The sequence below is a fragment of the Echinicola sediminis genome (assembly GCF_054777495.1).
This window is the reverse complement of record NZ_BAAHAP010000112.1, coordinates 1-15,294: the sequence shown is the minus strand read 5'-3', so window position 1 is coordinate 15,294 and position 15,294 is coordinate 1. Positions and strand designations below refer to the sequence as shown.

General features: G+C 42.8%; 15 protein-coding genes. 9 read left to right on the top strand and 6 right to left on the bottom strand.

From position 1 onward, the window contains the following. The 6 genes from ACYVAA_RS19755 to ACYVAA_RS19730 form a co-directional block, all read right to left on the bottom strand. A partial coding sequence (locus ACYVAA_RS19755) for a PhzF family phenazine biosynthesis protein (RefSeq protein WP_460545098.1) occupies positions 1 to 380 on the bottom strand: 380 nt, incomplete at its 3' end. 86 nt (positions 381 to 466) lie between these two features. Beyond that, entirely contained in the window at positions 467 to 1,918 is a 1,452-nt protein-coding gene (locus tag ACYVAA_RS19750; RefSeq protein WP_460545096.1) for a TrkH family potassium uptake protein, read from the bottom strand. 3 nt (positions 1,919 to 1,921) lie between these two features. Then, entirely contained in the window at positions 1,922 to 3,268 is a 1,347-nt protein-coding gene (gene trkA, locus ACYVAA_RS19745; RefSeq protein ID WP_460545094.1) for a Trk system potassium transport protein TrkA, read from the bottom strand. 140 nt (positions 3,269 to 3,408) lie between these two features. After that, positions 3,409 to 3,744 (bottom strand): n-acetylglutamate synthase, encoded by a 336-nt coding sequence (locus tag ACYVAA_RS19740; protein WP_460545092.1) that lies wholly within the window; start codon positions 3,742 to 3,744, stop codon positions 3,409 to 3,411. 140 nt (positions 3,745 to 3,884) lie between these two features. After that, a complete protein-coding gene (locus tag ACYVAA_RS19735; RefSeq protein ID WP_460545090.1) occupies positions 3,885 to 4,466 on the bottom strand; it encodes a DUF4136 domain-containing protein in 582 nt (193 codons plus the stop codon). Between the two features lie 94 nt (positions 4,467 to 4,560). Continuing rightward, positions 4,561 to 5,805: a DNA recombination protein RmuC gene (locus ACYVAA_RS19730; protein ID WP_460545088.1), complete on the bottom strand. Its 1,245-nt coding sequence runs from the start codon at positions 5,803 to 5,805 to the stop codon at positions 4,561 to 4,563. Between the two features lie 195 nt (positions 5,806 to 6,000). Here ACYVAA_RS19730 and ACYVAA_RS19725 point away from each other — a divergent pair, with 195 nt between their 5' ends. From ACYVAA_RS19725 to ACYVAA_RS19685, 9 genes are all read left to right on the top strand, one after another. Then, the gene (locus tag ACYVAA_RS19725) at positions 6,001 to 7,230 is read left to right on the top strand and encodes an NRAMP family divalent metal transporter (protein ID WP_460545086.1); all 1,230 of its coding nucleotides are present in this window, start codon (positions 6,001 to 6,003) and stop codon (positions 7,228 to 7,230) included. After that, positions 7,227 to 7,946: a 5-oxoprolinase subunit PxpA gene (gene pxpA, locus ACYVAA_RS19720; RefSeq protein ID WP_460545084.1), complete on the top strand. Its 720-nt coding sequence runs from the start codon at positions 7,227 to 7,229 to the stop codon at positions 7,944 to 7,946. Before ACYVAA_RS19725 ends, pxpA begins: the two co-directional genes overlap by 4 nt. A gap of 9 nt (positions 7,947 to 7,955) precedes the next feature. Continuing rightward, the gene (pxpB, locus tag ACYVAA_RS19715) at positions 7,956 to 8,669 is read left to right on the top strand and encodes a 5-oxoprolinase subunit B family protein (protein WP_460545082.1); all 714 of its coding nucleotides are present in this window, start codon (positions 7,956 to 7,958) and stop codon (positions 8,667 to 8,669) included. Next, positions 8,656 to 9,525: a 5-oxoprolinase subunit C family protein gene (locus ACYVAA_RS19710; protein ID WP_460545080.1), complete on the top strand. Its 870-nt coding sequence runs from the start codon at positions 8,656 to 8,658 to the stop codon at positions 9,523 to 9,525. The genes pxpB and ACYVAA_RS19710 overlap by 14 nt, the downstream gene beginning before the upstream one ends. A 58-nt stretch (positions 9,526 to 9,583) precedes the next feature. Then, positions 9,584 to 10,069, top strand: coding sequence for a DinB family protein (locus ACYVAA_RS19705; RefSeq protein ID WP_460545078.1), 486 nt, complete (start codon positions 9,584 to 9,586; stop codon positions 10,067 to 10,069). Positions 10,070 to 10,143: 74 nt separating this feature from the next. After that, complete coding sequence (locus tag ACYVAA_RS19700) at positions 10,144 to 11,010, top strand: TlpA family protein disulfide reductase (RefSeq protein ID WP_460545076.1); 867 nt, start codon at positions 10,144 to 10,146, stop codon at positions 11,008 to 11,010. Between the two features lie 217 nt (positions 11,011 to 11,227). After that, positions 11,228 to 12,724 carry an FAD-binding oxidoreductase gene (locus ACYVAA_RS19695; protein WP_460545074.1) on the top strand — a complete coding sequence of 499 codons (1,497 nt, stop codon included), beginning with the start codon at positions 11,228 to 11,230 and terminating at the stop codon, positions 12,722 to 12,724. A gap of 569 nt (positions 12,725 to 13,293) precedes the next feature. Beyond that, positions 13,294 to 13,701: a SpoIIAA family protein gene (locus ACYVAA_RS19690; RefSeq protein ID WP_460545072.1), complete on the top strand. Its 408-nt coding sequence runs from the start codon at positions 13,294 to 13,296 to the stop codon at positions 13,699 to 13,701. Beyond that, the gene (locus ACYVAA_RS19685) at positions 13,698 to 14,564 is read left to right on the top strand and encodes a sensor histidine kinase (RefSeq protein ID WP_460545070.1); all 867 of its coding nucleotides are present in this window, start codon (positions 13,698 to 13,700) and stop codon (positions 14,562 to 14,564) included. The genes ACYVAA_RS19690 and ACYVAA_RS19685 overlap by 4 nt, the downstream gene beginning before the upstream one ends. Positions 14,565 to 15,294: the final 730 nt, after the last annotated feature.

Here is a 15,294-nt window from a genome sequence, read left to right as displayed (position 1 = left end):
TCCTTCACTACGGGTATGGCCTCGGTGCTAATGGAAACCATTTCATTATCTTTTACCACTCCTTCCAGCTCTCCTCCTGTATAATGAAAGAGGAATTCAGCTGTATCGGGCGCTCTCATCGCCAAATATGCGGTAGCAGCTGCTGTGCCATGGCCGCACAGACCGATTTCGGCATCCGGCGCAAACCACTTGATATCATAACCATCTTCCCCCTCCCTCTTGTATAAAAAAGTACTGGCAGGTTGATCTAATTTGCGAGCAATTGCCTGCATGGTTTGATTTGAAAGCGGCTCCTTCAAAAGGAGCACCGCTGAAGGGTTTCCGGTATACCCCAATTGCTTACTTGAAAAAACAGATATTATTTGATAACCAAGCTTCATAAAAACCACTTTAGTAAGTTCCTTCCATAATTTAGCCCGTACAGATAACTCCGAAGGCCAAAATTGAAAGCATCCCCAACGCTTATTTAATTGGTCCTCCAGAAGTAAGGCGTAAACACTACCAAAATAGTAAACAATTCCAGCCTTCCCAAAAGCATGATCACCGAAAGAAAACACTTGGTAAATGGATCAAAGAAGGCAAAATTATTCAGAGGCCCCACATTGCCGATGGCAGGCCCCACATTCCCTATACAAGTGGCCACTGCTCCGAAACTGGTCAACATATCGTAACCAACTATCGACAGCACCACACTTCCAATTACAAAGACCATCAGGTATATCAATAAAAAAATCATGATATGGGTGATGATTTTCCCCGTTACCCGGTCTCCGTTGATTTTGAGGGGCACTACTGCCCTGGGGTGTACAATTCTCTTAAACTCCAGCAAGGTGTTTTTAAAAAAGGTCAGGTGCCGGATAAACTTGATCCCTCCTGCTGTAGAGCCAGCACAGCCTCCGACAAATAGCAACAAGAAGAAAAGGATGGTCATACCATGTCCATAACTGGTATAATCAGCTGTCACAAAGCCGGTAGTGGTCAATAAGGAAACCACCTGAAAAGCAGCATCCCGAAAGGACTTTTCCACACCAAGACTCGAAAACAAATACACTGGAATGGCCATTCCCACAATGATTATCACCACTACCACCACATAGGCCTTGAACTCATCACTCTTCCACACCCGATCAAATTTCCCCATCAGCCCAAAATAAATCACGGTAAAGTTGGTACCGGCCAGAAACATGAAAATGATGGCAACATATTGAATAAACGGTATCTCATAAAAAGCCATACTGGCATTTTTGGTGGAAAACCCTCCGGTAGCCAGTGTTGTGAGCGCATGGTTGACCGCATCATAAAAGGACATCCCCCCGATATAGTAAAGCACTGTACACAAGATCGTCAGCCCTACATAAACGTACCACAATCTCTTAGCAGTCTCTCTGATCCTAGGATGCAACTTATCTGATGTGGGCCCTGGAGACTCTGCTACAAAAAGTTCAATACCCCCAATGCCCAAAAGAGGAAATATGGCTACGGTCAATACAATAATTCCGAGACCGCCCACCCATTGGGTCATGCTGCGCCAAAACAAAATTCCTTTTGGCAATGCTTCAATATCGTTCAGAACGGAGGCCCCTGTGGTGGTTAGTCCAGAGACGGTTTCAAAAATCGCATCGGGCAAACTCGGTATCGTTCCACTTACCAAATAGGGGAGCATCCCAAATATGGACATAAAAACCCAACTTAAGCCTACAATCAGGTAGCCTTCCCGCTTTCGAATATTCTGATCCTGTTTCGAAAAAGAAAAGAAAAGCAGGGCCCCCATTGCCATTGAAACAAAAGCCGAATAAATCAAAGGAACCTGATCTCCGCTATGATAGTAATAGCTGAAGCCAATGCCGGGAAGCATCAAAAGCCCCAACAGCATCAACAAGCCACCCATAACTTTTGCAATAGCCTTATAATGGATCATACACTAGTTGAATAATTTCTCCAAACTGGATTTGGCGGAAGGGAGTGCTAAAACTATGGCCTTGTCGTGCATCTGAAGCTGAAAATCCCCGTCCGGTATAAAAACTTGTTCTCCCCTGATGACCCCTGCAACAATTGCCGTATCAGGAAAGTGCAGTTCTCTGAGCTGTTTTTTGGTCAATCTGTTATTTTTTGAAATCACGTACTGGATAAATTCTGCATCCACCCCATAGATCCCCGAAATGGCCTCCACTTTACCTTTTCTAAGGTAACGGGCGATCTGATTGGCTGCCACCAGCTTTTTATTGATCAGGGAATCCACCCCGATACTGTGGGAAATATGAATATATTCTCGCGTATCCACGTGCGCAATGGTCTTATACACCCCATGGTTCTTGGCACTCAGACTGGTGATGATATTGGTTTCGGAACTCTCCGTCAATGCCAAAAATGCCTGCATTTCCTCCAGCCCCTCTTCTATCAGCAATTCAATGTTTTTATAATCCCCATGAATCACCAAGGTAGTATCCAATCGCTCTGAAAGCCACTTGCAACGCTCTTTGTCCTTGTGAATAAGGGTAACCCTGTACTCATGCTCCAGCTTCAGGGCAGAAGTAAAGGCCAAATCATCCCCGCCAATGATCATCACATTTTTGATGTCAATTTCCCTTTGATCCATTAACTGTACAATGGACTCGTTGGCTTTTTTATGGGAAATAAAATAGACGTGGTCGTTATTCCTCAGTACCGTATTGCCCCTTGGAATAATGGTCATCTGATCCCTTACGATGGCTATTATCCGTATATCTGTCAGATTGGGCATGGCCATGGTGTCGGAAAGCTTCTTATTGACCAGCGAAGAATATTGGTTGAGGACAATGCCCACCACATTCAGTTTCCCTTCCTCAAAATCAAAAATATCCGAAAAGGTGGAGTTTTGGATCATCCGGTGTATCTCTCCGCTGCAGAGCATGGTGGGAGAAATGATATTATCAATACCCAGGTTATGAAAATAGGTGATATTTTCGTCCAATAAGTAATCGTGGTTCCTAACCCTAGCAATCACTCTTTTTGCCCCCAATTGCTTGGCCAACATGGCCGTCACAATATTGGTCTTTTCAGAGGTTGTCACCGCCATCACCATATGCGCTTCCTTAACATTGGCGTTCTGCAATACCTCAATGGAAGCGGAATCTCCCAAAACCGTTAACACATCCAATCGGCTGGCAACATGCTCTAAAATATCCTTATCGGTATCTATTAAAGTGATGTCTTTATTTTCATAGCTCAAAGACTCGGCAAGATGGAAGCCCATATCTCCGGCCCCAGCAATTACTATGTTCATGACCATGGGCGTAAAGATACAGTGTTTAGGGCTGCAATGGCAAAATTGTAGATCAGTTTTTTAACCCGCCAAGCCAATAAGCCCCCTGTTTATCCCCCGTATTCATAAAAAGTAAGGGCTGAATAAACAAAAAACAGCGAATAATTTCAGATTTCCTCAATGACAGACTCCCCTTTTGAACAATCTCCAGAGGTCCATTCCCATTTCTCCAGGAGCCTGATCTTTCCGCTTTCCATTACCTCGGGAATAGAAAAACACTTTCCTGTCATCAACTCTCCCTTTGCATTGATATGGTGATAGCGCATATCGATGCACCCTTTGGCATCCACCTTTCCGATCAGGTGCCCCGTGACAATCTCCCCACCGGAATAGCTGCCCGATACGATTTCCCCATCTTGCTGATATAAGAATACAGTGGCTGTACTTACTTCCCCATTTCCACTGTTGCTTATTGCCTGAAACCTCCTATTGTTATAATTCATTCTGATTTTGTTGACATTGATCAAAACAAAACCACTCAACTGAAGCCAAGTGGTTTTAAATCCAATTACCTTTAAAGTTCCTGGAGGACAATTTGATCAGTATTCATCGCTGCTGACCTCTAAACTAAACAACTTAATGCTTAGCCCTCTACTGCCATATTTTTCGAAAACTCATTCAAAATTTTACTGACAGAAACTCCAATATTTTTATATTTCTGCTTGACATTATTGACCTCTCCTACAGCACTGATACGCAATATCACCTCATCTGCCCGAGGGTCAATAAAATCAATCACCACCTCGCCAAGTTTATACTTTTCAATTTCTGTTTGGCTTGGCCAATAAGGGGAACGCATTCCGAAAGGATATCGGTACATCCAGGGATTGTACATTCCGTAGGGATAAAAGCCATTGAAGGAATTGTCCCGGACTTCTTTTTCTCCATCACTGAGCAGTGTATTGTACCTCAAAATCAGGTCTGGACGTTCATTGTCTACCTTATAGCCCCTCTCCTCCATTCCTTTGGTAAGGTCTTCAATCAGATTGCTGTTCAGCACAGGGGAGTTCCAAGCGTCTTTTCCCTCATATTGGTTGATAATGGCGAAGGTTTTATACGACCTTTCCGCTTTGACTTCTTCCTTTTCCAGGTAAACTTTTACAGGACTGCAAGCTGCCAGCAAGAACATGGACAGCAAAACTCCTATTCCAAATTTCATTTTCATTTTCACCTCCATTTTACTAAAAAAACGACAGAAACGGTCGAAAGTTGCCTTACTTCACCTAGAAACGCAAATTATAGTTGTCATACCATTAATATCAGTCAAGAAGCTTTTTGTGTTCTGATTCGGGCAACTCTTCTACATCCCGCAGCTTCCGCTGTATCACTCTCGTCCGTGTACCTACCAGTGTATCCAGTTCGTTATTGGCTTCGCTCAGTTTTTTCTGGGCTTTTTCTATCAAATTGCCAAACTTGCCGAATTCTGTCTTCACTGCCCCCAGGACCTTCCACACTTCACTGCTCCGCTTTTGGATGGCCAAGGTTTTGAATCCCATTTGTAAACTGTTCAGCATGGCTGCCAGGGTGGTAGGCCCGGTGACCACTACTTTGTACTCCCTTTGGAGCTGCTGGGATAATGCCCCGTCTCGGATCACCTCTGCATAAAGGCTTTCCATAGGAAGAAACATCACCGCAAAATCAGTGGTATACGGAGGATGAATGTATTTCTGGCCAATATCCTGCGCGGACTTCTTGACAGCCCTGTAAAGTTCTGCTTTGCAACTTTCTATTATTGCCTTGTCCCCAATGTCGTAAGCCTCCAAAAGTCGGTGATAGGCTTCTTGAGGGAATTTAGCATCAATGGGCAAAAACACCGGTTCATCAGAATTGTTACCCGGTAACTTCACTGCAAACTCCACCCTTTCCGAACTTCCTCTTTTCATGGCGGCATTGCTTTCGTACTGATCAGGAGCCAGAATATTTTCCAAAATACTCTGAAGCTGGTACTCCCCTAGCACTCCCCGGCTTTTCACATTGGTCAGGACTCTTTTGAGATCCCCCACCCCTGTGGCCAGGTTTTGCATCTCTCCCAGTCCTTTCTGCACGGCCTGAAGCTGTTTAGAAACCACTTCAAAAGACTGGCCGATCCTTGTTTCCAAGGTTTTTTGCAGTTTTTCATCCACGGTTTCTCGCATCTTTTCCAGTCTTTCTTCTGTCGAAAGCAGCATCCGCTCCTGTCTTCTCTCCAGTTCCCCGAACTTCTCCCTTTGCAATTCATTGAAATCCCGGACATTTTCCCTAAATAACTTTCCAAATTCCCTTAAGGAGTCATTTTGGTCCTTGGAATTCTCACGGAGGGTGTCAAATACCATTTTAAACTGCTGCTGTAGCGTCTGGTTGATTTCCTGACGGTTTTCAGTCATTTGTCTGCCAAACTCCTGCCGCATTTGCTCAAATTCACTTTTAAAGGCTTTTACCTCCGAATTTTTCCGGGAAATGCTTATCAGGCTCCAAAGAACCAAAACCAAATTGAATACTAAAAGACCTACTATAATCGATTCCATTTTCGCTGACCATTTAAGCAGCAAATTACAGCTATCCCTTTGATTTCCCTAATAGCATCAGCGCAAAACGCGACAATATGTGTCGCGTAATTCCGCGCCCATCTTATTTTCAATAAGCACGATCTTTTGTGGCGTTTTTGTTTAGAAATAGAATCTTGGCCATATTTAAACTTTTAATTTTCAAAGTAGACCTCATTGAAAAAAAGATTGAACAAGTACCTTGGTCCCGGCCCCTTGATCGCAGCGGCCTTTATAGGTCCCGGAACGGTTACCGTTTGTACTTTGGCAGGAGTGAATTTTGGTTACGACTTGCTATGGGCGCTGTTACTTTCTACCCTTGCTACTATAGTTTTGCAGGAAATGGGCGCCCGAATAGGTCTGGTCAATCAAAAGGGGCTTGCTGAGATCATCCGGCAAGAAATCCAACAGCCACTGGCCAAAGTCCTTTCCATCGGTTTGGTCATAGTGGCCATTGCTATCGGAAATGCGGCCTACGAAGCGGGCAATATTGGCGGGGCGGTCATGGGCCTGGAAGCCTTTGGAAACAGTGATAACTTCCTATTGTTCGATGGGAAATTTAACCCTTTCACGTTTCTGACAGGGCTATTAGCCTGGGCACTTCTGATGAGCGGCAGCTACAAAAAAGTAGAACAATTTATGGTGGCCATAGTCATCATAATGAGTTTGGTCTTTCTCAGCACTGCCCTGATGAGTCGTCCAGATGTATCCAAACTTATGGCCGGATTTATCCCTTCCATTGACCAAGCCAACATCACCACCATTGTCGCCTTGGTAGGAACCACGGTGGTGCCGTATAATCTCTTTCTTCATACCGCTTTGGTGGCAAAAAAATGGCACTCTGTGGATGAGATTAACTACGTCAGGGTCGACATTATCACCTCTGTGTTGTTGGGAGGTTTGGTCTCCATGGCGATTTTGGTGACCGGCACCTTAGGAAGTGCCAAAGAGGTAAGCACAGCTATTGATCTATCCAAAAGCCTGGAACCGCTCTTGGGAAGCATCGCTCCTTATTTTTTAGGGTTGGGCCTTTTCGCAGCAGGCATCACTTCCTCCATTACGGCCCCTTTGGCCGGTGCATTGGTGATTTGTGGATGCTTTGGATGGAACGACAGGCTCAGTTCAAAACCTATGCGCTGGACATTCAGCCTGATATTGCTTTTGGGCTTGATTTTCTCCTCCATGGGAATAAAGCCTGTGGAATTGATCACCATTGCCCAAATGGCCAATGGCATATTATTGCCCGTTTTAAGTACCTTTATCCTATGGTTGATCAACAAAAAAAAGCTGATGGGACAGTTTGTCAACACGATCGGCTGGAATATTTTATGCTTTTCGATTTGGGTGATCACCTGGGTACTGGGGATCAAAAGCATAGTGAATGTCATCAATAACTGGAACTTATGAGAGTGGATATCAATAGCGATTTAGGAGAAGGGACAGGTGCTGACGCATCCATTATGCCGTTTATCAGCAGTTGTAACATCGCCTGTGGTGGGCATGCCGGAAATGCGGAAAGCATGCAGGAAACCATAAAACTGGCCTTACAGCATAAGGTAAAAACAGGGGCCCACCCCTCCTATCCTGACCCGATTAATTTTGGCCGTAAAACTATGGACATCCCCCTTGAAAGTCTTGAAAAAGAGCTCCTATCCCAAATCAAGGAATTGCAAAAATGGATTTTGGAGCAAGGCGGAACAATGCACCATATCAAGCCTCATGGAGCTTTGTACAACGAAGCAGCGGTGAATCCCAAGATCGCCAAACTGATCGTAAAGATCCTGAAAAACCACTTTCCCGACACCCTACTGTATGTTCCGGACCAATCCATCATCGCCCAGGTTGCGGAAAAAGAAGGCATCCCCCTATGGTTTGAAATATTTGCAGACAGAAATTACAATGATGACCTGACATTGGTCAGCAGAAAGGAAGCCAATGCTGTTTTACATGATAAGGATGAAGTCCTCGCCCATCTTGAAAGCATGATTTTAAAAGGCCAGGTAAAAACCATATCGAAAAACCTGCTTCCGATTAAAGTCGACACCATCTGCGTTCATGGAGACAACCCTAGTGCATTAAAACTCTCGGCCTCTATCCATCGTTTCATTCAATCTATCAGTTAAGTCAATGTGATGCGTTTTTCAATAAAATACAAATACATTTCCCCCTCCATCCTGGAGATTTATTGGCCGGCTGAAATCAGCAGGTCCATACTCTTGGACATGATGGCATTAAAGAACAGCATTCTCTCCCTATGGCAAAAGCAGCTTTGGGATGTCAATATTGGCTACCACTGCTTAAGCCTCCACTTTAAGGCCCCTTATTCACTGGAAGAAACCATTAAAGAACTGGATTTGCTGTATCAGGAAAACGAAGAACTACCTGAAGTTAAAAGAAAGCGCTGGACGATCCCTGTTCTGTATAATGGCAAGGACTTAGAAAGGGTATCCGAAATAACCCATCAGTCAGTTGAGGACATTATTTCCCTGCATCAATCCCCCTCCTATTTATTGTATTTTTATGGCTTTATGCCGGGATTTATGTATCTAGGAGGGCTTTCGGACAAGATTTATGCCCCTAGAAAAGCTAAACCGGACCCCATTATTCATGCCGGTTCGGTGGCCATTGGAGGCAAGCAGACGGGTATTTACCCTATGGATAGTCCTGGAGGCTGGAACATCATTGGAAACACCCCTGTTCCTCTTTTTGAGCTGAAACAAACCCCGCCCATAACTGCCCAGCCCGGAGATGAAATCCGGTTTAAAGCCATCAACAAAACCGAATTTGAAACCATCCTTAAGAAGGTGAATTCCAACAATTATAAACTGGCGTATGAAACACTCTGAAACCTATTTAGAAGTTATCAAGGCAAGTTTTTACAGTAACATCCAAGATAAAGGCCGGTTCGGATTTGGACATTGGGGCATCCCTACGGCGGGAGCCATGGATCAACATTCTTTGGATCTGGCCAACCATCTTTTGAGAAACCAACCGGAAGATGCCTGTCTTGAGATGACACTTATCGGAGGAGAATACCTGTTCCATGGAAATTCCGAAATTGTCCTTTGCGGTGCCAAAGCGTCCATCACCCTAAACGAGATACAAGTCTCCATGAACGAGGTGCTGTCGGTCCGGTCAGGTGACCGCCTAAAAATCGGTCCCATCCAAAAAGGCTGCAGGATGTACCTGGGAATTAAAGGAGGCTTCCAAGTAAAAAAAGTACTTTCAAGTAGAAGCTTCTACAAGGGCATTACGGATGAAGATCAGTTAAACACCGGTGACCAGCTCCCTTTTATCTCACAAACTGATCAGATGCATAAAACGTATGCTAAAGTTGCTTGGGATGAATCTTTAATAGAAAGCGGGACCCTTGAGGTTTATGCTGGACCGGAATCAGAACAGCTGTCCGAGGACACATTTCTATCACTATTTGAAAAAGAATTTCGCCTTTCTGCCCAAATGAACCGCATGGGAATACAGCTGGAAGAAACCATAGAAAACCAACTGGAAGAAATCCTTACCTCTCCTGTCTATCCCGGCACCGTACAGCTTACCCCGGGAGGCAAATTATTGATCCTGATGCGGGATGCCCAGGTTACTGGAGGGTATCCCCGTGTACTTCAGCTCAGCCAAGAAGCAATGAACCTTATTGCCCAAAAAAAACAAGGGGACAAAATCCGCTTTAAACTGATCAGCAATTGAAAGGAAAAGATTAACTTAAGGACCTGTCGATCTTCTTACTTTAAACCCCATACGCATCATGAAACAGCGCACCCAACATCTTAAAAACCTGCTGAACAGTGTATTTGATGGCGATCCTTGGTATGGGGATGCGGTCATGAAAAAACTTCGGCACATTCCCTTTACCATAATCAACTCCACCCCTATACAGGGCACAAACACCATCGCCAAGCTGGTAAAACACTTGGTCAACTGGAGGTTTTTGGCAATAGAGGTACTCAACGGGAATTCTACCTATAAGATCCATCTCAACTCGCAAGATGATTGGCCCGACCTTCAACTGACATCGATTGATCAATGGCACGGCTTGCTCAGCGAACTGAGCCGAACCCAAGAAAGATTGATCGGTTTGTTGGACCGTTTTTCTGATGAATTGCTCGATCAAAAAGCCGCTGGAAGGGAATACACCAACCAATACTTGATTGAAGGCATTATCCAGCACGATATCTATCACTTGGGGCAGATTGCCCTGGTGGCCAAACAGGCCAGGACGATGGCCGAATAATGCTTTGCATAAAATGTAACCTTTTAAAAGAAACCGTAGTTATTGTTTATAGATTAATCACCTAGTTGACTACAATGAAAAAAGTATTGCTAAGCCCATTATTTGGACTGTTGGTTTTCTTTACTGCCTACTTTATCAGTTCTTTCACATTGGAAATATCCAAAGACCATAGCCTCTGGGGCTTTGGAGCACTGCTCGGCTTTGTCTTGCTTTTCATTACTATCGTCTTTTACAACAAAAAATTTTCTCCTTTCCTTTCTTCAAAAGGAATTGTCTTTCTCTCCTTATTTGGGGTACTTTTGTTTACGTTTTTAAATTCCCCTAGCCTTCGGTTCTCCACCAAAGTGTTCCCTTCGACCATTTGCTATTTGTTGGGAATCCTAGCCGCTTCGATTTATAGTTCAGATTCGTTTAAGAAACGATACCTTTATACTTTTCTCTTGTTTATCATTCCTTTTTCGCTCAATCTTAATTTATATTCAACCTGGGTCCATTGGGTTGAATTTGGCAATGTTTCGGGAGCTGTTGAAAATCAAAAAACCATTCCGTTTGAGGTCAGCGATGAGGCGGGTAATATTATCACCAATGAAGATGTAAAAGGCAATATTGTCCTTCTTGACTTTTGGTTCATCAGTTGTGGACCTTGCTGGAAAAAATTCCCCAAACTCCAAGACATTTATGAAAAGTATGGAGAAAACCCCTCTGTGAAAATCTTTGCCGTAAACCGTCCCATGGCCAGTGACAATCCAGGACAATCTTTCGCATCGATAAAAAACAAGGGTTACACTTTTCCTGTCCTTCAAGGCACACAAAAAGTCATGGATGATTTTGATATCTATGTCTACCCTACCGTTGTTTTACTCGATCAAGAAGGGAAGGTAGCTTTTATGGGAAAAATAGAAGACGTAGAAGAAAATCTGCAAAAGCTGTTGAATGATTAAGCCCACCTGCTGGGAATACTTCCCTTTTGTTCTTTCGATGATGCTAAGGGCACTTCCTATGACAGCTTGATTTTATTGGTTATATTGAATCATATTAGCCTTGATTCCAGGGCTGTGTTTTTTGCGCAATGTAAGTTAGGTACTGTAGCCAACCGGTTCAGTTGTAGTTTTTCAACGTAAGTCTCCCTCCATAGTACTTCCCCAAAATATATCAATCATGTTTAAGTTTGACAGGAATTTTAGGAATGGCATCTGGCAAAACACCATCAAAAAACACCAGATGAAAACACAGCACAGTTTTACCCCTAAAGACCACCACGAAATAGTGGAAATCATTCTTAGAGCTGAAAGAGAAAATAAAACGGTAAGGGCTGTAGGATCCGGACATTCCTTCTCCAATGTTTCCATCATCTCGGATGAAAACTTCCTCATACTTCCCCAAAAGCTCAACCGAATCCGTAAGGTGGTGCCTGAGATACTAAAAGAAAAATACCAAGAGGCTCCTTTGGTATGGGTGGAAGCAGGAACAACCATCAAGAAGCTGAACAAAACGCTGACCGAGATGGGCTACTCCATTACCAACATGGGGGGCATAGACCATCAAACCATATCGGGGGCCATTTCCACGGGAACACACGGCACAGGAGTCCATCTGCCGGCGATCCATGGCATGATCAGGGCTATTCAGATCATTACTCATGGGGGCCAAAAACTGCAGGTCGAACCCTCCAAAGGCATTTCCAAAAAACACCTCTCCATGAACGGTGATTTCAAGATCCTGAGGGACACCAAAACCTTTGATGCCATGTCGGTAAGCTTGGGAGCTTTTGGGATCATCTATGCCTACATCCTAAGGGTAGAACACGAGTACTGGCTCTTGGAAAAAAACGAACTGCTTCCCTGGTCGGAAGCGAAATCGAAATTGGCCCAAAAAGACTTTTTAAACCATTTCAGGGCTGTAAAATTTGTGGTCAACCCTTACAAAATCCCCAAAGGCAAATTTTCCGGAGACCATACTTGCTTGATCAGCACCTATGAAATCGCTTATTCAAAGCCCCTATCCAAACAACTGGGGTATAAATTTAGAAACCTGATAGGACACCTCTTGGGAAATCTAAAAATCCTCGGTGTGATCGGTTATTCTTCCATCAAAAAATGGTCCTTCCGGCATCCGCACAGAATGGCCAGATTGATCGAAACAGCCCTGATCAACCAAAAAGACATGGGCTACCTCAACACAGCCTACAAGGTCCTCTATCAAGGAGCTGAATACATCAAAGAAAGAGCCTATGACTGTGAGGTGGCCTTTGACATGAAAGAAAAGAACTATATTGAAATGGTGGACGAGCTAATCGAAAATGCCCAAAAATTAAGTGAGAATGGCTTATATCACAACTCCCCCATAGGCGTCCGCTACGTGAGACGTTCCAATGCGCTCTTGTCCGTTGAATACAAAAGGGATGTGGCGTACGTTGACACCCCCATGGTGCTGGCCAGTAAGGGTGAATTGGAAATCATAGAAGCATGCCTACGGCTGATGTTGGATAAAGGGGGCATCCCCCATTGGGGTAAATACAACTATTTTTTGAGAGAGGAAAAATACGATCTTCATAAAATCTACCCCGGACTCAAGAAATGGAGAAAGCTGATGAAAAAATATAATCCCAACGGCACTTTCACCAGTGTTTTTATGAAGGAAATGAAAATCGACTGACCTTCATTCATGGTATTGGAGGAACCTCCCCAGAAAGTTCAGGACCATCACAATAAATACAAAAATTACATTTACATTTTTCAGCTACTTATACAGTATTTCAAGCCTGTTATTTACAAAAGATCGGTTACCGCCCTTGTTTTTTAATTCCGCCTAAACATCGCATCATATAATTTACTAACTTAATACTCATAAAAAAAAGAACAATTATTCAGTAAAAAGCAGCACACTAAAACTATATATGGAAAACAACATTTAAACAGTATTAGCGGTTTCTTAATCACCTTAAGAGTCTCTTCTAATTGTTTGAAATAAATTACGTTTTTCCGATCACAACTTTTGGTTAAAGTCCGTGTCTACATGCGGACTTTTTTTTATTCGACATCCCGCTTGTAACGCTTTTGAAGGATCAATCGGACCATGGTAAAGTTCGGCAGTGGCCACCTTATTTTAACTAAACAAATAAGTCATACCTTTTTCTTTTACCTGACGCATTTTTTTATATTTGTTATCCCAGTATTTTGTATTTTCAATATTCATTATTTTGCTAGGTCAGTAATGGGAACAGCATGAAGCAAGACAGCAATGGTTTTTACCTCAAAGAGATTGTTACCAGAACCGAAAAAATCAGCTTGGATGATTCAGGAATTGTACTCTGCATTGCTTTAAAAGACTCCTATTTACATTTGGAGGACGCCATTGAAAATGTTGAGGCCGTGAAAATGCTGGCAGGGGGCAGAAGGGTTCCGGTATTGGTGGACATTTCACAAGCAAAGGGAGCTAGCAAAGAAAGTAGGGATTACTTTGGAAGCAAAAAATGTTTTGAAGTCCAAAGTGCCTGTGCACTTTTGGTAGGCTCTTCCCTATCCGAGCTAATCGGTAATTTCTTTCTGGGACTCAATAAACCCTTGTTCCCTCTGGAGGTCTTTACCGAAAAGGAGGAAGCTCTTTCATGGCTAAAACAACAACAAAGATGAAGGATCAAAATCAAGAAATTGAGACATTGGGCAAAATCGTTGAAATGATCAATTCAATGGCCAAAAAGGATTTTTCGAACCGATTGCGAATTGAAGTTTCCGATGAACCTATCAATCTAATTGCTTATGGGCTGAACATGCTAAGTGAAGAGCTGGAAACCAATTTGGTCCAGAAGTCATTGCTGAAAGAGATCAATGATAACCTCGAAAAATTCACATTGACCGTAGCCCATGAAATTAAATCACCGCTCAATTCATCCAGTGGATTGATTTCATTGATTGAAGATGAAATACAATACTATGAAAACCCCGAACTTAAAAAATACCTGGAAATACTTAAACAAATCAATGAAAGGACTCGGAAGATGGTAAATGAGATCTTAGCCTACTCCAAAACACACTTGGACTGGGCCAAGCTTGATCATTTAAACTTATCCGAAGTCAGCGCAAACCTGGCAAAGGAATATGCCTTTGACAACAGGATAAAGATTCATTTCAATGAACATATGCCTACCATTATTTATAATGAATCTGCACTTCTTCAGCTTATGGGCAATCTTATCAGTAACGCCGTAAAATACAATGACAAAGCCCTTTGCGAAATTTTTATTGAATGCGAGGAAAAAGAACGCCATTATGTTGTTTCCGTCAGTGACAATGGGCCAGGTATCAACAATGAAAATAAAGTTGAAATATTCAATCTTTATGAAAACTTCCAGTCCCATAGAGAAGACAGTACAGGCATTGGGCTGGCAATTATAAAAAAAATAGTCAATCAGCTTAAAGGAGAGATCTGGGTAGAATCCAATCCGGGCAACGGTTCAAAATTTAACTTTACAATCCTAAAGCAAAAACTCCGCTGATCATCTTCCCTACCGACAACATTGATGTATGTAGCCCGACTTTAGATTATAGTCCCTACTCCTATCATGGGTAAAGCGCCATTCCAGTATTAAGATTACATTATTTTTCTGCGGCGGTTAAAAAAAATGGCCATCCCCCTAAGCACAACACTTTCTTGAATAAAACAAATTTTCACCTCCTTTGACAGACCAAAGCCTAATTTGCCTCTCTTAAAATTCATTTGATCATTCTAAAATCACCATGTAAAACTGGTAAAAAGCACACCAGCTCTCCATAAGCCCTCCTTTTAAACGAATTACTATTTGGACAAAATGCCTTTACTACTTATCTTTAATTAATAAGATTAACAAGTAAGCTTTTCGCCGAAGAGTAGGTTTTCCAAACCGAGCGCAAAACCCTTTGGAAATGACCTAGTTGAACAATAACAATTGACAATCAACAATTAACATTGTACTAAACGGTTTTTCAAGACTGTTTTTCATTTGGAACGCTTGAAAATCAAGATGAATCTACTATCTTATTTAAGATTTCGGAGGCTATAAAATTATCTACACAACCACTAACCTAAATTTTTAATGTTAAAGGAAAATAATATGATTGCGGTATCAGTAAAGGAACAGGTCAGCCTTCAAGGGATGAACCCCGACAAAGTAGAAGTTCAAATCCAAAACTTCAAAAATGGATTTCCCCCTTTGTCGATTGTAGAAGCAGCAGGTATTGGGAATGGCA

Coding starts and splice junctions, on each gene's coding strand:
- ACYVAA_RS19690 (WP_460545072.1), top strand. CDS start 13,294: ATGAAGCAAGACAGCAATGGTTTTTACCTCAAAGAGATTGTTACCAGA.
- ACYVAA_RS19705 (WP_460545078.1), top strand. CDS start 9,584: ATGAAACAGCGCACCCAACATCTTAAAAACCTGCTGAACAGTGTATTT.
- ACYVAA_RS19685 (WP_460545070.1), top strand. CDS start 13,698: ATGAAGGATCAAAATCAAGAAATTGAGACATTGGGCAAAATCGTTGAA.
- ACYVAA_RS19695 (WP_460545074.1), top strand. CDS start 11,228: ATGTTTAAGTTTGACAGGAATTTTAGGAATGGCATCTGGCAAAACACC.
- pxpA (WP_460545084.1), top strand. CDS start 7,227: ATGAGAGTGGATATCAATAGCGATTTAGGAGAAGGGACAGGTGCTGAC.
- ACYVAA_RS19710 (WP_460545080.1), top strand. CDS start 8,656: ATGAAACACTCTGAAACCTATTTAGAAGTTATCAAGGCAAGTTTTTAC.
- ACYVAA_RS19730 (WP_460545088.1), bottom strand. CDS start 5,805: ATGGAATCGATTATAGTAGGTCTTTTAGTATTCAATTTGGTTTTGGTT.
- pxpB (WP_460545082.1), top strand. CDS start 7,956: ATGCGTTTTTCAATAAAATACAAATACATTTCCCCCTCCATCCTGGAG.
- ACYVAA_RS19740 (WP_460545092.1), bottom strand. CDS start 3,744: ATGAATTATAACAATAGGAGGTTTCAGGCAATAAGCAACAGTGGAAAT.
- trkA (WP_460545094.1), bottom strand. CDS start 3,268: ATGGTCATGAACATAGTAATTGCTGGGGCCGGAGATATGGGCTTCCAT.
- ACYVAA_RS19750 (WP_460545096.1), bottom strand. CDS start 1,918: ATGATCCATTATAAGGCTATTGCAAAAGTTATGGGTGGCTTGTTGATG.
- ACYVAA_RS19700 (WP_460545076.1), top strand. CDS start 10,144: ATGAAAAAAGTATTGCTAAGCCCATTATTTGGACTGTTGGTTTTCTTT.
- ACYVAA_RS19735 (WP_460545090.1), bottom strand. CDS start 4,466: ATGAAAATGAAATTTGGAATAGGAGTTTTGCTGTCCATGTTCTTGCTG.